This window comes from Agrobacterium tumefaciens (assembly GCF_017726655.1).
GTDB lineage: Bacteria > Pseudomonadota > Alphaproteobacteria > Rhizobiales > Rhizobiaceae > Agrobacterium > Agrobacterium tumefaciens_B.
Genome location: NZ_CP072309.1, coordinates 1796659 through 1817094, shown reverse-complemented (window position 1 = coordinate 1817094; position 20436 = coordinate 1796659). Strand labels below are relative to the sequence as shown.

The following is a 20436-nucleotide window of genomic DNA, read 5'->3' as shown; positions in this document are numbered from 1 at the left end:
TTACTGCCGCCGAATTCACTAATCTGCTATTACGGAGCGATAATGATCGATATACTCCCCCGCGAGGGCATCTATATCGTAGCCTCGTCCTATCACTTTCGCATGCACTCTGTATTTTTCACGAACATCTGCCTCCAAGATTTTCTCCATAGCCCTGCTAAGTGCACCGATGAATCGGCTGGTGTCGCTGTCATTCGGTATGATAATTCCTGCTTCCTGGCCATTGATCTGTGACATCGCCTTTATCTCGCCGACATCGGTGGAAACACAAGGCACCCCGACTTGAAGCGCCTGTATCAAGCATAGCGGGTAAGATTCACCTGGAAACCTTGTCGGGATCAGAGCGACGTCGCTGATACGATAAAGGCCGTATATCTCTTTCACAAAGCCAAAAAAATGGATTGTTGAATCCCCCGTTGCCAGGCGTTCAGCATCGTCAGCAGCCGGACCTTCGCCTACCATTAACAGTGCCATCTGGGCCTCCGGCCGCCGCTCCCTCAATGCGCGATAAGCCTTGACGGCTTCCACCCAGCCTTTGCCTTCAACTCCCCTCGCGACGAATGCGAACACGATAGCATTATTTGCTATGCCTAATTCAGCGCGAGTTCTCGGAAACGGCAAATCGTCAACAGGCATTGCATTTTTAATTTTTACGAATTTTTCCCTGTTGACCTGCAAATTATCGAACGGCCTAAGGTTCCGATCCGCGGTATAAGCAAATTTGTCAATCTTCTCGCTCCAACGGGCTATCCTGCGTGGGGAAATATCCATCGCTTCATAGGACCCATGCAGTGTAGAAATGAAGGGGACTGAAACGCTTGCTCTACGGAGCAGGAACGCTTCAACGTTTGCGACATGGGAATGGACGACGGAAATGCCTGCTTTCTTTATGAAGTTGGTTATACCAATATCTTGAACAAAGTTGGCCGTGTAAACGGGTATCCCCGGATCGAGCATAAGCTGAACGTCTTTGTGATCGTCCGCGCCATGCATCTGGAGAATCGATACTATTATTCCCTTGCGACGGAGCGCGTTCGCGAGGTGAATCGGAAATATTTCACCTCCGCCAAAAGAGAAGCCCAAGATGCCGATGAGCACATGAATTTGCTCACGCGAGATTTTTCGAAGGCTATCGTAATTTAAGACTCTTGCAAATTCTTGGGGCGGGAGGCCGGCGCCTCTTGCCACGCTACGACAAACATCGATAAATTGGGAGAGTGTGGCGTCAGGAATATCCCATCGCTTCTTCAAAGAAGTCATTAATTGAGCGTATTCTTTGTAGTATTCGGGCTTTGACTGGGCGCTTCGCCCAGAAGTATTACTCTCGTGAATTCGGAAATAGCTTACCGCACTTGGCTCATAGGCGATTTGCCCACCCCCTGCGACCACCGAATAGAGGTACCAGTCGCCCATTACTTTGAAACTTCTGGCTTCCTCCCACGCTTGCTCGGAAATCTCAAAACGTCGCCACAGGCTACCTCCGACATTTGCGATCACATTCTTCACGCCAAAGCCACCCTGGAACCATTCGGCCGCTGGGCGGATCCGACAGTCCTCCCATATGCCGGGCTCAGCATCCTCTCGGTAGTAATCAAGTCCGGCCAAGTATTCCCCTTGACTGTTCGCAAACTGAATACGTCCGAAGGCCATCATCACGCTTGGGTCGCGAAACGTGTTAACCAACCTCTCTACGAACGTGGGTTCGCAAAAATCATCACTTTCGCAAATCCAAACCAAATCGCCAGTCGCCAGCGAATGGCCTTTCTGCCACTGACGGAACACATTTCCAGAATTTTCAGTATTATAGACGGCTCTGATACGCTCAGGGAAACGCTTGATATATGAGTCGATTACGGATCGACTGTCATCACCGGAGTTATCATCAAGAACTACGATTTCGACAAGCGGGTATGTTTGCGCGAGAATAGAGTCGAGGCGCTGTGGAAGATACCGAGCGTGGTTGAAGTTTGGCACGATGGCGGTTACTCTGACTCCGCTGTGCGAACTTGTTTTAGAGCGGCTGGCAGCGATAACTTTGTTCGAATTTATCCTCTCGTAATATTCGACACAGAATTGGTCGACTTTGCGCGAGAGCAACATTGGGTCGCGCTTTTCCGCAGACTTCAAAAACTTCTGGCGTCTGCGACTGCCGAAAACGGTCATTTCAGACAGCGCGTACAGAAGGCGGGCATAAACCAAACGCTTTAAAAGCTTTGCGAGGGGCGCACTGCTCATCCAGTTGCTGCGCTGTAGCGCGTCTACTCGGCCAGAAATATGATCAACATCCTTCATGAGGATCTCGCTCCATTGAGCCTCATCAAAATTGAAATCGACCAATAATCTAGACCTTTGCATTTCGTGGGAAAATGTTTCTCTTATGCCGTCACTGTCCAACGGACAGTCCGATGCAATTCCGATAAAAGACCTCGATACAGAACTGCCGTTGGACGAGACGACGTCACCATCGTCGGCTTCAGCATATAGTGCAGTGCTTGTTTCAGACGAGATGATCGAGCCACTATCAAATTTTTGCTTATAAATCGATACAGATGCAAAATACCTAGTTAGAAAGTCACTAAGTGCACCCTGATTAAATTCGTTGCGGTGAGGATGACCTGACGGCGTCGAAACGGTCTCGGGTAATTCATCATCAATCGAGATGAGAAGCATCCCGTCGGCTCTCAAAACGCGTTTAATTTCGCGCATCAAGCTATCACGGGATCCGATCTGATCGAGCACTTCGAATACAGTAATGACATCCACTGAGGCGGACGGCAAGGGAATACTTTCATAGGACCCAGCACCGAAGGAGATATTTTCCGCATTTTCCATCGGTTGGACCGGACGAGCTGAATTCGCCGAGATGGCCATACGAATTACGGATCTGGCGGAATCCGCAAAAAGCGCTGCTCCTAAGCCCTCCCCGCTTACTATATCGAGAACGTCTTTTCCTTTGACGAAGGTCTTTGTCAGGTAATATCTGCGCATATGCTCGGGTAAATTAACTTCGCCTATCATGGGTGAATAACGTTCGCCGGTAAAATTAAGATCATCGCTCATACTTTCCTCGGCAAACTGCGTAACTAGTGAGATTTCTAGGCGGATACCTTATTCACGGATCCAAGTCGAGCCAATGAACCGCCTGCGGAGCCTCGTGGTTTCATATGAATCGATGCTACGGCATCGAAGGTGAAGCATCAAAGCGTCACTAGAAATCATCAAGCTCTTAGCGGCAAGCTGAACCGCTCAGAGCTCGAAATCCCACGGCATAAGTGCATTGTATCGTCCATAACGCCACCGAGTTGGGCGAGAGAGACAGCACAAGAGAGCAAAAATCAAGACCGCTCTTGACCGAAGGGCAAAACGCCGAAACTATCAATCCATGACATCAACCAGGCGAACGAAAGTCAACCCCACGAGACTGCCCCCGATTTAGTGGAACGGCTGTCCGGGATTTACCCGAAACGATGTTCCTGAACTGCCCCTACTTCCGACCGGACAGTCGGCGCAAACAGAAAGGCTCAAGCTGAAGCTTGGGTATAGGCTTGTCTCTAACGAGAATCAACACGTTGAATTGCTGACAAGTGATGTTTGCCGTAGGCGGTGGACAAGCGAGCAAAAGCTGACGATCATTGAGCAGAGTTTGAACCATGCTGAGCGGATCCCTCGGATGACACGCTGCAAATGCGCTTCTTCGATACGTCGTCCGGCCCGCACGACGATACCGTCAATGTCGATTTCGACGACGGGGTCGGGGTCAGGTGCGACGCTCTGCGGATCAACTGGTGCTGCTAGTCCAGACTCATCACTGCCCAACAGTTCTCTACGCAAGCGGTAGAGTTGAGACGGCAAGATACCGATCTGTCGCGCCACTGCCGACATGTTCACACCAGGCTGACAGGCCTGCTCAACCGCTGTGGCCTTGAATTCGTCGGACCAGAACCGCTGCAACTGTCGCGGAGACCCGTCCAGTCGATCGGGCACCGCCTCGATCATTCGCATCAACCCAAGGCTAGCCGCAGGTCTAGACATAGATCCTCACATTCAGAGAACTCGTATGCCCGACATACCCTACTCAGCATCAGCCGCGTCAGATGGGGGGTCCTTGCCGCTTACGACGGCGGCGCTCGAGAGACGTGATCACCTCAATTGGATGCTTCGTCATATAACTACTCCTGGTGTTACCACTAGGACTGGCAGTCAGAAGCCCTCTATCGCAAGACGGCCTTCACCGTGGGCTTACGGTCCACCCGAGGGATTCAATCCAAAGGCGGATTAGGTCGGCCTTGTCAAGCTGCCAACTTAGGCACTATTGCACCGGGCTCGACACTCTCCAACGGGATCAATGGGCTAATATTGGCGGCGCTACCGCCAGGTGAATACCCGAGTTACGGCGTAATTAAAAACAGAACTCATAAGTGCGCCGGCGAGCCCGGCTAAGGACGTCGCGTGTCGGAACTCGTATATGGTAGTCGCGACGGATATATTTGCTATGCCACCCAGAGAACAAATACAATAAAAGCCTAAAAGGCCGATCCACATATTGCGACCCTTAAGTTTCCTATCCGAATAGGTCAAAATATTATTGAGAAAGAAGTTCCAAGTCATAGCCACTAAGGTGGCCACTATCTGGCTTACAACAAACCCTTCAGCAAAAATCTTTGTAAACAGACCCAAAACCGTCATATGCACAACTATACCGCTTGCTCCGACCATGGCAAATAGTAGAAAGCTAGTTGGCAACAATCCGCCGGTTAGTTGTGACAACCATAGCCCAAGAAATTGAACGACGACGAGCGAACTCATCTTGCTTTCACCGGCATGGCGGGAACGAAATACGTAGGGCACCTCGGTGATTTTTAGGTCTACACCCTTCCTAAGCGCAATCACAACCATATCAAGCAAGATCTTGAAACCTTCCTTGCTAAGCATTGGCGCGATTACATCGAAAAGCTCTCTTCGTACCATGAAGAAGCCGCTCATAGGATCCGAGATATTACGACCAGTAACCATTGAAGAGAGGCGGGTGGCAAGTTGGCTCCCTTTAAGTCGGGCATTAGAAAGCCCGTCCCCTGCCGACCCTGTTGCAACGTAGCGAGAACCTATCACCAGATCCGCTCCCGCCGCCATTTCTCGAAGCATTTCCGGGAGTATGCGCTCGTCGTGTTGGTGATCCGCATCCATCACTGCAACATATGTGGCGGATGAGGATGCTATTCCCTCTACGCAGGCAGACGAAAGACCTCGCCGACCAAAGCGGCGAATACAGCGTATATTGCCGTATTCCCTAGCTAAAGCTTTGGTGAATTCCGCGGTTCCATCGGGACTATTGTCATCTACAACTATCAGTTCGAACGGGATGCTTCCTAGGGCGGCAACGATATTCTGATACAGCAGCTCTATATTGCCGCGCTCGTTGAAGCTTGGCACCACTACCGACAGCATCGGAGCAATCCGCCTTGTATTACTTATGTTGTTCGGTAGGATTGGTAAATTGTCGATAAGCACGTGATACTCCTTCGAGAGCGCTATATCCCAGACCATATCCTGCCTTCAAGCCCTTTGGCACATAAACGTTCCTGGTACAGACAGTCTGCGATCGAAGAGCCCTGCTAAGGTACAGTGGGATGGCAAATGGTTTTGCTCTGACATCGAATTTTGAAGCGTCCACGCGTTGATCACATCCATATAGCAGTCGGCCGTTTGCATCGTGGCTTCACCCACCGCAGCCATATCATTCGGCAGGCCAGCCGCAGGGATATCGTAGATGGTTGTCGAAAAATCGCAAAATGCAGGACAACAGCCTGATCGCAAGATATTGATGGTCGCGCTAATCACGGCCGTTGTTGGTTCGACATGCGCCTCACTAGCGCGTTCTAGTGGAGTGCCCCCGTTTCGCCGTTTCGCCGGACAGTCGGCATAAGCAGAAAGGCTCAAGCACAGGCTTGGGTATAGGCTTATGCCGACTGTCCGGTCAAAATGGGGGGCAGTTCATCTAGGTCCCGTGCGATCAACGAATTTCCAATCCACGAGCCAAGAAGTCTCCTCCCATATCCACCCGCGCGAGCGGAGACGGTAAACACGTAGAATATGACTAATAGCATGATCGTGTTTTGATCCCACGTGCCCTACCGATCACATGGACGGGCCCATATTTTGGCGATACGACCATTAGGCATTGTCAACGAATCCATCACTACGAAATTGGCTTGTTTCGCAGCGATCTCCAGGAGAGCGGTATTAACGTAAGGTGAAAATTCCGCATCCGCCCCCGGCGAGGTGAGAAGTACGCACGCTTTCTTTGCTGGACCTGAACTTAGCCAAGCCAGATAACCCTCTGTGCTTTCACCAGTTACCAATGGCTCGATCTGCGCGAAATAGAGTGGCTCCTGATTTCGTAAGCTATTCGTCAACCCGATTGTGTTGACGTTATATACAGCGTTTCTGAATCCAAAGGCGACTGTTCTGGTGGACCCTGCCAGTGGCATGACAGCGTCTAATGTATCCACATAAAGGCTCTTCCACGCCGCCGCAGTCTCTTGAGGCAACGCTTTGCCCGGCGAAGTCATATTTAGTCCATGGGCCGCTTCATAGACTTGCTGCGTACCACTCCCATCCGAATATACGACGTTACCATAACCGGGTAGCCAGTGCGTTGTCCTCGTCGAAACGACGGGGTTCAACGCAACCATGGGCACAAACGAATACGTTGCTATCAACGTTAACGATGCAGCCAACGCGCCCCTACAAACGTGACTGTTGTTCGCGAGTTTAAATAGTGACCACGTTGATAATAGGATTGTAGCCGGAAGGATCGGAGCAATAAACGCCGTACCTTTATTCTGGGATGAGCAAAGAACCAAGAAAGAAGACAAAACAAAAATTGAGAGCGGCGTTATCGGAGATGCCACATAATTCCAGAGCTGGCCAGGCGGACCGCGTAGTACGTTTTTGGCAAGTACGAGTAGCGCCATTGCCATCCCCAAGGAAATTGCAATAAAATGGGGAGCGTAGACTTGGTCGAGATAGACTTGGACCATGTAACGAATGCTGCCAAAATAGGACAACTTAGGCCCGAATTCCTGTGCTCTTGCGCCGTAGCCAAAACTAAAGAGGTACTCGGCTACATAACTACCGTTCCAAGCCAGCCAAGTTGCAGATGTCGCGCATGCGACTATTCCAGCCACAAAAAGCCGCCCAATCCGGGGCAATTTATCGACCGAAGACCCTGCTACGTATATGAAAGCGGCTATGCCGATGCAAGGAATGAATGCGATCGTCATCGTGCGTGCGAGGGGCATCAAGCCTACAAAAAAGCCGAATGCAACGATCCACGCCCAACGCGCGGCTTGTTCTGATTTAATCAGACACAGTAACGCTGCAGTCGTACAGGCGGTTGCAGGCATAGCAAAGTGAAAGCTACGTGAATAAATCACCAAGAGCGGCGTGGTGGCCACAAGCAAAGCGGTCACTGCGGCGAACGAGCGATCGCCGCAGTGCTTGGCAATGTAATATATGCATACGATGGAAACGATACATGCAAAAAGAGGCACGTATATCCCAAACGCTAAGCGTGGCCCCGTTGCCACAAATAATAGCGACGCGAGGGCAGACGTTAATGGGGACGCTGCGTTAGGAGACTCCACCATAAGAAGCCACGAAAGAAAGCCGCCATTAACGTAGGCAAAATAATTCTTGACCGCCATCATCAGGTAAGCAGATTCATCTATATCGAATAGGCCGCCATCTCTATAATTGCTGATCCAGTTCATATTGATAAGGGTGTAAAGCAGCAGAAAGATGCCAAGGGTGAAGGATGTTACTATCTTTTTAGTTCTCGCCATTGCCGACACCTTTTAATATCCATGCTGAGTGATAGGGCACCTTCCAGTGTATCCTCTGTAGCCAAATTTAGGCTTACACGGAGAGTTTGAATTTCCTACGCCTCAGAACCCAAGATCGCAGGAACTAAAGACAGCCCATGGGCAGGTCAAGAGCTTTTGAGGTGCCCCCTAAGTTTGGGCCACTGAACCGCACCAGGTTGCCGGAGGCCATTTCATTTAAGTTATGCGGCCACGGCCGGTGCGTACAGCATGACGTAATATCGTTCTTCGGCTTCGGCTGGCGGTATATTGCCGATCGGCTCCAGAAGGCGGCGGTTATTGAACATGGGGTAATCGCGGTGCGCGCCGTGCAACACTTTGCGGCTTGGTTGGATTGGTCCCTGTCAAGCACTCGACCGGAGGGAAGCAACGACTTGTTCGAACATCAACGATGGAGCAACGAGACATCCGCAGGCTGCTGATCATCGGCGCTATGGCTGTCATCCAGTGGGCCTCGCGCCGAGGAGCGCAAACTGGTTCTTGGTTGCACAGAATGATAGAGCGGAAGCCCATTATGCTGGCCGCGATGGCGCTGGCGAACAAGATGGCACGCTCGATCTGGGCCATGTTGACGAAGAATGAAGATTACCGGAATCCAGTCGTGGCTGTCTGATCAATCGATCGCGCAGCTATAGGACTGGATACGCAGGCATGTGAGGAGGTCGTGAACATGGAGGGCAATTGGTCGGTTCGATCGGGATCAGGAAATGCACCGAGGCTCCAAGAGTGGAAAGCTCGTTAAGTTAATTTGCGCCTGATCCGCGTATCTCCATGACGGCCAGCGGCTGCATCTGATGTCGCGCGAAAGGCCTGACACATGACCGCACCCGATCACATGCCGGAAATGTTCGAAAACCGCTTGCATGAACCGGGGCATCCACACAGAACCCTCCGGCAAACCCGGCGCGGTTCACTCAGGGCCGGACAGCACCTCTATCTTAGGTATGTGACTGGTCATAATGGGCACATTACTCCTAACACTTAACAAGTGGGAGATCGTGTCCGGAGATTTAGGGGCCACTACAGACTCGTGCCTAATTGCTTTCGCCTCGCCCACATCTACGGTCACACGGGTTGAATATGTCAGATAGAAAATGCGGCGTGTAGATTTAAGGGAGAAAGCAACCATCAATCGTTGTAGCGTTGCGATTTTGCGGAACGATGTGTAGAGATCCAGCCATAGTCGACAGTGATAGGCGTTGAAGATGACGAAAAATAACTACGACGAGTTGTCTGCGGAGGTAAGGAGGCTGGCCGAGGCGCTGGCCCTTACCACCGAGAACTACTCTAACTCATTGATAGAAAAAAATAATTTGCAAGTCGAACTTGCCTTCGCTCGCTCGCGCGCCCATCGCGTGTGGAAAGATTATCTACTATTTAAAACCCTTTCCTGGTTGGTTGCTAGCCCGCTGCCACTCTCGAATAGAACCCGGACGCGGTTCCGAAGAAGTGCCGAAAAACGAGATCCCAGGCGCTCGCTAGGTATGAGCGGTGTCGTTGGTAGTGTCGCAAATTGCGGACCTCATTCGGCCTTCCAAACCATTTCAACGTTGCCCGGGCGTTTGGCGAGAGACGGAGAGAAACGGAATGTGCTTTTGGTGAGCCATGAGGCCAGTAGAACTGGAGCGCCGATTCTCGTGCACAACTTGGCCCGGGCACTGTCCGATACTTACAACGTGACTGTGTTATGCATTCGAGGCGGCAACCTGATCGATTCGTTTCTCGATGTCGCAGTTGGCGTCGCCGTCTTAGGGGCCATTCCAGAAAGGGGAACGGAGGTTTGGACCCGGCTTCAAGACTTTCTCTCCACAAATAGTTTCTATTTCAGTGTCGTGAATTCTGTAGAATCACGTTATTTATTACCGCTACTACGTGAAACGAAGACTCCAAGCGTAATGCTTGTGCATGAATTTTCCGCTTATACCCTTCCGCGAACAGCATTCTACGACGTGATAAAGAACGCCGACGAGATCGTCTTTTCAACTTCGGTGACGCTGGAAAACGCTGTTGAAACCACAGGAATTGACGAGAACTATCAATTCCACATCTTTCCTCAAGGAAAATGCGAGGTCCCCAATGAGGGTGGCGCGCAAAATCAGTCTACCGCGGAACGAAGTCGTCTGAAGGCTCTTTTATCTCCTACAGGCGATGAAATCCTAGTTATTGGCGCAGGGACCGTCCAGTTGCGTAAAGGGGTCGACTTGTTTATCGAGGTTGCCCGTCGAGCACTTGTGCAAAATCAGCACAAGAGGATTAGGTTTGCCTGGATAGGCGCCGGTTTCGCTCCAGATTCTGACGCATATTATTCGGTATATTTGGCCGATCAACTTAAGCGATCTGGGTTCTCTGAAAGCGTTATAATCATACCAGAGACAAGTGACATTGAGTATGTATACGAGATAGCCGATTTTTTTGTCCTTAGTAGTCGGTTAGACCCACTCCCGAATGTCGCGATTGATGCAATGACTGTAGGTTTACCGGTTATTTGCTTTGACAGCGCGTCGGGAGTACCCGAAATCCTACGTAAAGGAGGCTTAGAAGAGCAATGTGTGGCCGATTACCTTGATACCAATGATATGGCGGATCGTCTCCTCCGCTTGGTAGAATCCAAAGCGATCTATGAAGATGTATCGCAAAGGACAAAGGCGCTTGCGAATGAGACCTTCAACATGAAAAGGTATGGGGGGGAAATCGAAACGCTTGGTATCGCAGCGGCCAAAAGGTTAAAAAATTTCACGTCCGACGTGAACGTGATCGTCAGCGAGCCCAGTTTCGATCCGGAATTTATGCTGCCGAAGGAATATGGAAAACGAAGCATCTCCTCCGCCGCCGAGCTTTATTTGAACGAACTTTCTGTGGGCCTGCATCCGCGAAGGCCTGAGCCAGGATTTAATCCTCTCGTGTATGCAATGCATCGTCCGGCCGAGTTCGGCCCGTTAGAATCGGATCCGTACGCTGACTTCCTGCGGAACGACCGACCTAACGGTCGATGGATCTACCCGATAATTCAACCATCTCCTCAGTCTCGCGCTAAGGTCGACGGTGGACGAACGAGCCATGATCTCAGATGTGCGCTGCACATACACGCGTTTTACATTGATGAGCTCGCAAAAATATTGCGACATTTATCTGCAAACGCGGTTCGTCCGGCGCTTTTTGTTAGCGTCATAAGCTCAGAGGCGGAAGCAGCTGCTCGAAAGATTTTAAGTGGATACGACGGGAAAATCGAAGTTAGAGTCGTTCCCAACATTGGTCGTGACATCGGTCCACTGCTGACAGCATTCGGAAAGGAACTCGTTCAAAGCTATGACGTTGTCGGACACGTCCACACAAAAAAGAGCCTAACGCTAGCAAACACCGAAATGGTTTCTGATTGGACTGGTCTTTTGTTTGAGAACGTTCTTGGGGGTGATACCGCAGGAGGAATGACAGATCTTATCATCGACCAATTTTTAGCCCAACCCAATTTGGGCATTGTTTTCCCAGCAGACCCACATGTAATAGGTTGGTCCAAAAACCGAAAATGGGCAATGAAGATCGCCACTCGTCTTCGATTAGAAAATCTTCCGAACGCGTTTGACTTTCCAATCGGAAATATGTTCTGGATGAGGTCTAATGCATTATCGCCATTCGTGAATTTGAACTTCAACTGGGATGATTATCCGTGCGAACCGGTGGCGAACGACGGAACCATGCTCCACGCACTCGAAAGATTGTTCGCAGTCCACACCTCTGAAATGGGTTTTGACAGCGCAGTAACCTACGTAAGCGGTGTTACACGTTAAACCGAAACATGTATGAATATCAGCCCTAGGTTGCATTTCCTCGCGACCCTATCAAGTTTGGAGTTCACTCTAAGGGTGTTTTGGGCTGTATCGGGGAATGGAGCCATTTGATTCCGCAGCAAGTGACCTGCCACTGAGAATTTCCTCCAGATTAGATTAGAGTCCGGCCCATCGTGATCTGAACCCTTCAAACTGGACCGTTTTTGGTTAGAGTTTTCCGGTGCATTTTCCTGGCTGGGAAAGGAACGGAAGACGATGAAGGCATCGCAGTTTTCGGACGCACAGAAGGCGTTCATTCTGAAGCAGGGTGATGAAGGCGTTACGGTTGCGGAGATCTGCCGGAAGGCAGGGATCAGCCAGGCGACCTATTTCAACTGGAAGAAAAAATACGCGGGCATGTTGCCGCCGGAGATGAAGAAGCTGAAGCAGCTGGAGGACGAGAATGCACGGCTGAAGAAGATCGTCGCGGATCTGACGTTGGACCGCGAGATGTTGCAGGACGTCATTCGCCGAAAGCTCTAAGGCCTGCTCGCAAGCGGGAGATGGTGAAAGGCATGTGCCAGGACTGGGCGATCTCGATCCGGCGTGCCTGTGGGGCGCTGGACTTCGATCGGTCGACCCACCACTACACCTCCCGCCGTGCCGATCAGGCCGGTCTGGAACGTCGGATTCGTGAGATCTGCGAGATACGTGTTCGCTACGGCTATCGTCGCGTGCATGTACTGTTGGAACGCGAGGGTTGGGGGACCAATATCAAGCGAACCTATCGCATTTACAGGGACTTGGGCCTGCAATTGCGTAACAAGACACCGAAACGCCGGGTGAAAGCGAAGCTGCGGGAGGATCGGCAAATGGCCGTCGGGCCGAATGATGTCTGGGCGATGGACTTTGTTCACGACCAGCTCGCCACCGGCAAGAAGCTACGCGTTCTGACCGTGGTGGACACCTTCTCACGCTACGTCCCGGTGCTTGATCCAAGGCACAGCTATCGCGGTGAAGATGTTGTGCAAACGCTCGAGCGGGTATGCCGCCAGGTCGGCTATCCCAAGACGATCCGCGTCGATCAGGGCACCGAGTTCGTATCACGCGATCTCGATCTCTGGGCCTATGCGAAAGGCGTCACACTTGACTTCTCACGCCCTGGCAAACCGACCGATAATGCATTCATTGAGGCGTTCAACGGCCGCTTCCGGGCAGAATGCCTGAACCAACATTGGTTCCTGACCCTTGCGGATGCCCGCGAAAAGATGGAGGATTGGCGTAGAGACTTGTATGAAGCGGTGTTTGTCAATCCTTCTTCCATCTTGCCCAAAATTGCTTTCCTCCAGTTATTCGCAGTCGTCTGGCGATCTGGCACACTGGTGCCTCGACTTGTATTCGGCTGGAGCCATTGCTCCCGACCATAATCCCGATTCATGGTGGCCAGGCGTCTGCTTGAAGCGCGTTACCAAACTACAACTCGGCGTCTGATGTCCATCTCTACGCACGGTAGCCGCGCTTCCCCTTCAACTGCCCGTCGGCAGTCAAACCTTACTTGGTGGCGACTGCTAGTGTAGCCCCTTCGGGGACTACGCCATCTTCGATAAACCGCCAGAACGCTATTGCGAGTTGTAAGCGGTGTCTTCCTCGCACATTTACCAAGCGCGATGGACAATTCCGAAGATTCCCGCTGCAACATTGAAGGCGAGAATGCGCCATTAGCGGTCATTGAAGCTGATGCTCTTGAAGTCGGCGGTCTTGCCGTCCCAGGTGCCGGACGTAAAGGCGGTTACCGAATGCCCTGTGGGCGGACCTTCATCCAGGCGACCCGCCGTTAAGCCGAGCTTGTCGAACAGTATGATCCCAGCAGAAATCGCAGCTCCCCCATTTAGCTGCTCCAATGCGCGGAGTACCTTTAATCCGTTCGTTTCGAAAATAGATATTCCTCGAAACATAACTACCCCAATGTCGTAGAAGGCTTCGATCTCGCGAACGCGATTTCCTCGATAACGCACGATTGGCGCTTTGGTACCGCGATGTTCACTGAACGTATCAGACCGAAGGCCTCGTCTTGACCGGTCTGGTGCTCCGATATGTGTGGCGACATCCTCTGGAGTCATGCCGAATTTTATGGGCCCAATTCCCGAGAAAGAGTGGATAAGCCATGTCATATCAGTCTTCTCCATAATCAATTAAGAAATTAGAGGATTCACAAAGTTGAGCAACCTCACTGACCGCCTTGGGCCGAAGCGGACTTCAACCGTTTGTTCGCCCGGAATAATTCCAAGGTAGCAGTTCATCGATCCGGTTCTGCTTATGGCCATTTACGATGGCGGCGAGTGTGCTGGTCACGTAGGCCAACGGATCGACGGCATTGAGCTTACAGGTCTCGATGAGCGAAGCGATGGTGGCCCAGTTCTCTGCTCCGGCATCGTGACCCGCAAAGAGCGCGTTTTTCCGGTTCAGTGCAATCGGACGAATGGTCCGCTCGACGGTGTTGCTATCGATCTCGATGCGACCGTCTGTCAGGAAGAGTTGGAGGCCATCCCAGTATTTGGCGATGTAGGCCAAGGCTTCTCCGAGCGGGGATTTTGCAGCGACACGGGCTCTGTTATGCGTGAGCCAAACCTGCATGTCGGCGACGAGCGGTGCAGACCGTTCCTGCCGCCCAGCAAGACGAGCCTGCGGATCAAGGCCGCGCAATTCGGCTTCGATCCGGTACAGCTCGCCGATCCGTTTGGCGCCGTCCTCGGCAATCGGTGCTATTCCGTTACGGGTGATCTCGACCAGCTTGCGACGAGCGTGCGCCCAGCAATAGGCAAGCCGAATGTCTGGGCCAATCCGGTCTGGACCGATCAGCCTGTTGTATCCGGCATAACCATCGACCTGCAGGACGCCGGAGAAGCCCCGCAATATCCGTTCGGCATGAATGCCTCCGCGACCAGGCGCGTAGGTGAAGGCGACCCCTGGCGGAGCACTGCCGTTCCACGGTCGATCATCCCGTGCCAACGCCCAGAAGTATCCGGTCTTGGTTTTGCGAGAGCCTGGATCGAGAACCGGAGCACGGGTCTCGTCCATGAACAGCTTGGTCGAGCGCTTCAGGTCGGCGATCAGCGCATCGAAGACGGGACGCAGCTCATAGGCTGCTCGCCCGACCCAGTCGGCAAGTGTGGAGCGGTCGAGATCGACACCCTGGCGGCCCATGATCTGGGCCTGCCGATACAGCGGAAGGTGATCAGCATATTTAGAGACCAGCACATGGGCGACCGTCGCCTCCGTTGGCAATCCAGCCTGGATTAATCGCGCTGGAGCAGGAGCCTGAACGACGCCGTCGGTGCAGGAACGGCAGGCATATTTGGGACGGCGGGTGACCAAGACTCGGAATTGCGCCGGTACGAGATCGAGGCGTTCGGAGACATCCTCGCCGATGCAATGCAGGCAGCCGCCGCAGGCGCACACCAGGCTTTCCGGCTCGATCACCTCTTCGACGCGCGGAAGATGTTTTGGAAGAGAGCCACGATTGGTCGTGCGTGGCTTGGTCGTCCTGGTTCCAGCAGGAGTGTCCGCCTCGTCCTCGGCATGGATCGCAGCCATCGCCGTTTCCAGGTCCTCCAATGCCAGATCGAACTGGTCGGGATCGGTCTTCTCGGATTTGCGCCCGAAGGCTGCCTGTTTGAAGGCGGCCACCAGCTTCTCAAGCCGTTCGATCCGCTCGTCCTTGCGAGCGATATGCTCGTCCTTACTTGCTATCGCGACGTCCTTTGCCGTCTCGCGTGCCTGGGCTGCGATCAGCATCGCCTTCAGGGCAGCAACATCATCGGGAAGATCGGCGGCGTTCAGCATGGCCGGGAACCTACCAAATTCTGTGCCGATTTGCCTTCGGAATCTGTTGTCCTGAGTCATCTTGCCGCAGCTATTCGATGGTCTCCGGCGTTCTCGTCCTGACGGCATGAACCCGCCGCCAATCAAGTCCCCCAAACAGGGCTTCGAACTGGGCGTGGGTGAGCGTCATCAGTCCATCCTTGATGCCGGGCCAGGTAAAGGCGTGCTCTTCCAGCCGCTTGTAAGCCAGCACGATACCGGAGCCATCCCAGTAGATCAGCTTCAGTCGATCTGCCTTACGAGACCTAAACACAAAGACCGTTCCAGTGAACGGGTCCCTGTGCAGCTCATTCTTCACCAGCGCTGCCAAGCCGTCATGACCTTTGCGGAAATCCACGGGTTTGGTGGCCACCATGATTCGAACCCGGTTTGACGGAAAGATCATGTCGCCGCCGCCAAGGCGCGAGCGATGGCAACGATCCGGGCAGCAGGCGCACCTTCCTCAAGACGGATGGTGACGGGACCGAGGACGATCTCGGGGCGACTGAGCATTTTAGGCGGCAGTTCCGAAACCGGCGGATCGACGATCACCGCCGCGAACTCTACCGCATCCTCCGGTGCGGGCAGGATCAGCTTGCCCTGCCGCGCCATCGTCCGCCAGGTGGAAAGGCTGTTCGCTCGCACTCCATAGCGTTGCGCAACTTCATTGACCGTCATGCCGGGCCTCAAGCTTTCCGAAACGATCTTCGCCTTGACTTCATCGGGCCAATGTCGGTGAACCTCACGTCCAGGCTTCCTGGTTGTGAGAAACTCCAATGAGGTCTCCATGGAGAAACTCCCGTTCATGATCCATGGAATGTCGATCACAGATCAGGCCGCGAAGGACAATGTGGGACCGAAACACCGGTTACTGCGAGTTTACGGGCCAAGGCGACTATTCCGACCTTCCCGGACCGACTTCCATGCCCCGAGAAGCGGGCGCGATACCAACGCGTCAGTTCGCTCTGTGGCTGGTATTTAAGCCAGCACCAGGCCAGTTCGACGAGCATCACTCGAGCCTGTTTGTTTCCGGCTTTGCTGATGCCTTGATCCCGATGGACCTCACCACTGGAATAGGGGCTGGGTGACAGTCCTAAGTAAGAGGCCAGATGCTTTCGGTTCTTGAATGTTCGATGGTACACTTCGGCGACCAACTGTGTGGCACCCACTTCACCGATGCCGTCAAGCTGCTTCAGCACCCTGATCTTCCCGCTGTCGTTGATGGCTCCTTCGGTCTCGCAAGCCTGAATGCGCTCCTTCTCTAAGCTCTTGAGCTGCGAGTGCACGAGATCGAGCCGTTCAAACTGGCGGCAAAGCTCAAGGAAGATGAACCGCCCTAATTCCCTGCCATCACCGGTCCGGATATTCGAAAGTGCCTCCTTCCAACGTCCTCCCCAAAGACCAGGAACAGAGCGGATACCGTGAAGTACGAGCAAGGCGCGGATACGATTGACGTGCCGCGTGCGCTCCTTCTTCAATTGTGTGCGTTCCCGAGAAAGACGCTTCGCGTCTTCTTCCGCGACTGAGGGCAGCCGAACTGGTCGACAAACTGACCTGTCTCCGAGCAAATATGCCTTCAGCGTAAACACCATCGCTTCGACATCGATGCGATCTGTCTTCACACGTCGGCCTCGTCGCGAAACCAGAAAGCTGGATGGGTCCAGGATTGTGGTATCGATGCCGCGATCGATAAGATAACGGGCAAGCCAGAAGCCGTCATAACCGGCCTCGTAGCAGACCCGCATCGACACCATGGTGCATTCTGGAGGCAACCGAGTTCCTGCCAGGCTTTCAATCCTTCCGAGCGCCGACAGAAGAGCTTCGGCGTCACCACCGGCAACCGTCATTATCTGAACCTTAACCGTGCCGGGCAGAAGAAAGCCGATCAGCCATGTGCGTTGGCTGAGTTCAAGGGCGACATAACAATCGTTGACACGTTCTGCGCTCATGATCATCCTCCATGGAAAAGCGGAGGCAGATTATCAAGCTCCGCGGCGAGCTTGCATAGGATCTACAATGAGGTTCGGCCACATGGCGCGATTGGAAACAAGGTCCCGATCGCACTGATGAATCCGGGAAGCGTAACCAGCCCGCCTCCCTGACTGAAGCCGGAAAACTCCAGCCTTCGCTGGTCCAATGTTTGGGGGCGGTTCAAAAAACTCAAGACTCTCCCGAAAACTGGAGGGAAGTCGGGTCTCAGGTCATCTGAGCAACCTAGGCGGGTGTCGTTCGATTATCCTTCGGGCAAATAACAGGCTTCTAAGTGAGAATTTCCTCGGTTCTATGGACGAGGATATCCTGCTTTTGAAGCCTGTTAATTCGCCGGAAATTACCCCTGCAAGTGCGCAACAAAATATCAAAGCGATAGGTTAAAGCCAAGCCGCGCAAATGTTGCCAAACTGCCAGTGCGCAGAATGATGCCTAGACATGGTACTCAGCCAATAGCTACTCATCGTCCGACTTCAAGATCTCACCAGGTCGCGCTGAGCAAACTTCTTCAATAATGCGGCGATACTTTTGCTTGGACGAGAAAAATAGTGAGAACGGAAACTTTCGAACTCGACCTGCCAACCGTTGCGCGCTTAAAAGGAAACCATTCAACCGCAATATTTCAGCCTGAAGAAATATAGATCGGGAATTTTCGCGCGCTAGTTCAGACTCGAGATACTGCGCTCGAGTGTTCCCAAGACGGATGGTTTCATTAAGTAGCCGAGTGGATTCCGCGTTTTTCTCGAGCTCTGCATAAACATCCACACGTATCGGCAGCTCGGAAAGCAGAAAGTTATATAGAGGGCCTTCGTTCGACTTTCCTGATGTTAGTTGATGCAATTCTGCTTCTTGTGCAATGAGATCACCCTTACACGATCGGAACGATGTCAAGCCAAGTTCGTGAAACAACTTTTCAAAAATGATATTCCACGTAACGAGTTCCTCATCTATCGGTCTGCCAATTAGCGTGACGTGACCCGAGAGAGTAATCAGAGATCTGAACACCATATATTCGAACGAAACCGGCCGCGAACGGATCCATTCTTTATCAAAAAAATGATACTCGAGTTGCTGGTCTCTTATTAGGTTTTGGGGAACGGCATCAATAAATTCTCCGCGTAGGACAAACGAGCGATTTGGAGAGCAGCTTTGCCTGTCCTCGCTTTCGCCAGTGGATACGGCACGTAGCACGGCACCGTACAGTTTGAAAAACTCAACTAGCTCGCGAAAATCCCAACCGTCCTTTGTTACGATTTTGACAAAGGCCTCTGATAAAAGGCTGCCGCTGATGTAGTTTGTTCTTTCCTCTGGGCTGAACGAGATATCAACCTCTTCCATGAGAGATTTTGAACCTAATCTACTGGATACAACTGAAATATTGCTGTCTTGTTCAATAACAAAAACCGTTTCCTTACAGAACGCCTTCTTCCGCCCAGTCGAGTAGTGATATGCTAGCGACTTCCGTTCATGCTCATTATCAACGCTTGTCTTCGCGATTAGCAAAAAGGAATTCGAGAAATCGCACGCTAGACCGTTACTCACGATCTGCGGCCAAACAAGCTCGGGTGCGAAAAGGGGCGTGTGCGGGAGCTGCGGATCACGTGGTGCGCCTTGCGCTACTAGTGCAGCAACATTGAATCCAGGTGTTTCGAATGCCTCGGCTGAAATTATCGATGTCGGAAACTTATAGTCCGGGAATGGCAACAAAAGCTTTGTATTTACAAAGCCGCTCTCGATTACCCTGCGCTCTAGATCTCGTCGCCCGAATGTCCGCACACCGCCAGCTATGTACCTCCCTTCAAGCCCGAGCATCCGGTGACCCAAATGATCCTCTTTTGCTCCTGCAAAATACTTAAGGCCAAGTTGGTTCTCGATTGCGATAATTAATCTGCCGCCGGGCTTTAGTAAACGACGGACCGTGTTGAGCATTTCTTTGACGGGATCTTCCGCGTCCGAATATAGGGATGCGTACTCCAGCACCCCGATAAGGGTTACTATGTCGAACCGCTTTTCTGTTTGGAAGTCGGAGAATCGCTCAGCTAAAACAGATACATTTTCAATGTCGCGGGTTCTGGATCGAGCGATCCTCGCGCGGCGAATTGACCCCTCCAATGCCACCACTTTAGCGCCGCTTTCTCCCAGAAAGCGGGTGATTGCACCGCATCCCGCCCCTATCTCCAGTACTTCGGAACCCTGGAGCGATTCGGAAAATGGCCGAAGGATATTTGCTCGTGTAGGTGAGAGATGGTAGGTGCTGGCCCAGTCGGTGCAGTGCTCTTTCAGCTCGTCAGACAAAACGCTTAAATCCGCTGCCCGCGACACAATCTCGTCCAGTCGATTCTCGGCATCGTCGCCGTCCGAATACGGAATTCCAGAATATCCAGGTCGCTTCAATATACCTAAATCTCCGTCAAATTCGTAATGCAATCCTAGGCTCTCAAGCTGCACATTTTTTTTCATATCTTCCCCAACTCAGCGAACGTGACCCAATTTCAGCGCATCGGAATACTCAATAAAGTCGTATTGCATCTCGGGCTTTACGAAGCAAGGAAATGAACAAGCCACTCACGTAGATGCTCTGAGACCAAACCTTAGATAGGTGTGAATTAGTGCCTTGGCACTCTGATCACGATGAATCATTGCGCGACCGCATTATGCAGCCGAACAGAACGTTCGGCGGGCAGGCGAAATTGCGGGCCTACATAGCTCGGATAGCTTCACCTCGCCAGCTGCATCGTGGAGGTAGTGCTAAAGCTGTTAGCCCCAAACGATAACGCGGCGATTAGTTTGCGGTACTTCCTCTCGAGGGTGGGCATGGCTCATTACGCGCTTAAGGACGCCAGTGTGACTCAACGCCACAAAGGTTGAGCAGGCCTGTCAGGCCAGTGTGAAAATATCTGCCGTGGGGCGGCAGATTGAAATTTCGCCTCTCAACTCTA

At 52.4% G+C, this 20436-nt stretch carries 10 protein-coding genes and 3 pseudogenes; 3 read left to right on the top strand and 10 right to left on the bottom strand.

Annotated elements, in window-relative coordinates; translation table 11 throughout:
* Positions 1 to 18: 18 nt before the first annotated feature.
* The 4 genes and pseudogenes from AT6N2_RS22550 to AT6N2_RS22535 form a co-directional block, all read right to left on the bottom strand.
* Positions 19 to 3060, bottom strand: coding sequence for a glycosyltransferase (locus tag AT6N2_RS22550; RefSeq protein ID WP_209091531.1), 3042 nt, complete (start codon positions 3058 to 3060; stop codon positions 19 to 21).
* A 750-nt stretch (positions 3061 to 3810) separates the two neighbouring features.
* Positions 3811 to 3996 (bottom strand): annotated as a pseudogene (locus AT6N2_RS24285) (transposase); the annotation flags it as partial.
* 369 nt (positions 3997 to 4365) lie between these two features.
* Positions 4366 to 5445 carry a glycosyltransferase gene (locus tag AT6N2_RS22540; protein WP_233282601.1) on the bottom strand — a complete coding sequence of 360 codons (1080 nt, stop codon included), beginning with the start codon at positions 5443 to 5445 and terminating at the stop codon, positions 4366 to 4368.
* A gap of 683 nt (positions 5446 to 6128) precedes the next feature.
* Entirely contained in the window at positions 6129 to 7844 is a 1716-nt protein-coding gene (locus tag AT6N2_RS22535; protein ID WP_209091525.1) for an ArnT family glycosyltransferase, read from the bottom strand.
* A 356-nt stretch (positions 7845 to 8200) separates the two neighbouring features.
* Between AT6N2_RS22535 and AT6N2_RS22530 the strand changes: the two are divergent.
* From AT6N2_RS22530 to AT6N2_RS22520, 3 genes and pseudogenes are all read left to right on the top strand, one after another.
* Positions 8201 to 8496 (top strand): annotated as a pseudogene (locus tag AT6N2_RS22530) (transposase); the annotation flags it as partial.
* A 592-nt stretch (positions 8497 to 9088) separates the two neighbouring features.
* Complete coding sequence (locus AT6N2_RS22525; protein WP_209091523.1) at positions 9089 to 11668, top strand: rhamnan synthesis F family protein; 2580 nt, start codon at positions 9089 to 9091, stop codon at positions 11666 to 11668.
* A 255-nt stretch (positions 11669 to 11923) separates the two neighbouring features.
* A pseudogene (locus tag AT6N2_RS22520) lies at positions 11924 to 12933 on the top strand (IS3 family transposase); the annotation flags it as partial.
* A 432-nt stretch (positions 12934 to 13365) separates the two neighbouring features.
* Here the strand turns inward: AT6N2_RS22520 and AT6N2_RS22515 are convergent.
* From AT6N2_RS22515 to AT6N2_RS22490, 6 genes are all read right to left on the bottom strand, one after another.
* Positions 13366 to 13818 carry a hypothetical protein gene (locus AT6N2_RS22515; RefSeq protein ID WP_209090529.1) on the bottom strand — a complete coding sequence of 151 codons (453 nt, stop codon included), beginning with the start codon at positions 13816 to 13818 and terminating at the stop codon, positions 13366 to 13368.
* An 85-nt stretch (positions 13819 to 13903) separates the two neighbouring features.
* A complete protein-coding gene (tnpC, locus tag AT6N2_RS22510) occupies positions 13904 to 15490 on the bottom strand; it encodes an IS66 family transposase (protein WP_209090528.1) in 1587 nt (528 codons plus the stop codon).
* 70 nt (positions 15491 to 15560) lie between these two features.
* On the bottom strand, positions 15561 to 15914 hold the full coding sequence (gene tnpB, locus AT6N2_RS22505) for an IS66 family insertion sequence element accessory protein TnpB (protein WP_209090527.1): 354 nt from the start codon (positions 15912 to 15914) through the stop codon (positions 15561 to 15563).
* Positions 15911 to 16297, bottom strand: coding sequence for an IS66-like element accessory protein TnpA (gene tnpA / locus AT6N2_RS22500; RefSeq protein WP_209090526.1), 387 nt, complete (start codon positions 16295 to 16297; stop codon positions 15911 to 15913). The genes tnpB and tnpA overlap by 4 nt, the downstream gene beginning before the upstream one ends.
* 35 nt (positions 16298 to 16332) lie before the next feature.
* Entirely contained in the window at positions 16333 to 17457 is a 1125-nt protein-coding gene (locus tag AT6N2_RS22495; protein WP_209091521.1) for an IS110 family transposase, read from the bottom strand.
* Between the two features lie 496 nt (positions 17458 to 17953).
* On the bottom strand, positions 17954 to 19957 hold the full coding sequence (locus AT6N2_RS22490) for a class I SAM-dependent methyltransferase (protein ID WP_209091520.1): 2004 nt from the start codon (positions 19955 to 19957) through the stop codon (positions 17954 to 17956).
* Positions 19958 to 20436: the final 479 nt, after the last annotated feature.

Excerpts from the sequence above, each read along its gene's own strand:
- tnpA (WP_209090526.1), bottom strand. The coding sequence starts at position 16,297 with ATGGAGACCTCATTGGAGTTTCTCACAACCAGGAAGCCTGGACGTGAG.
- AT6N2_RS22525 (WP_209091523.1), top strand. The coding sequence starts at position 9,089 with ATGACGAAAAATAACTACGACGAGTTGTCTGCGGAGGTAAGGAGGCTG.
- AT6N2_RS22490 (WP_209091520.1), bottom strand. The coding sequence starts at position 19,957 with ATGAAAAAAAATGTGCAGCTTGAGAGCCTAGGATTGCATTACGAATTT.
- AT6N2_RS22535 (WP_209091525.1), bottom strand. The coding sequence starts at position 7,844 with ATGGCGAGAACTAAAAAGATAGTAACATCCTTCACCCTTGGCATCTTT.
- AT6N2_RS22540 (WP_233282601.1), bottom strand. The coding sequence starts at position 5,445 with ATGCTGTCGGTAGTGGTGCCAAGCTTCAACGAGCGCGGCAATATAGAG.
- tnpB (WP_209090527.1), bottom strand. The coding sequence starts at position 15,914 with ATGATCTTTCCGTCAAACCGGGTTCGAATCATGGTGGCCACCAAACCC.
- AT6N2_RS22515 (WP_209090529.1), bottom strand. The coding sequence starts at position 13,818 with ATGACATGGCTTATCCACTCTTTCTCGGGAATTGGGCCCATAAAATTC.
- tnpC (WP_209090528.1), bottom strand. The coding sequence starts at position 15,490 with ATGCTGAACGCCGCCGATCTTCCCGATGATGTTGCTGCCCTGAAGGCG.
- AT6N2_RS22550 (WP_209091531.1), bottom strand. The coding sequence starts at position 3,060 with ATGAGCGATGATCTTAATTTTACCGGCGAACGTTATTCACCCATGATA.
- AT6N2_RS22495 (WP_209091521.1), bottom strand. The coding sequence starts at position 17,457 with ATGAGCGCAGAACGTGTCAACGATTGTTATGTCGCCCTTGAACTCAGC.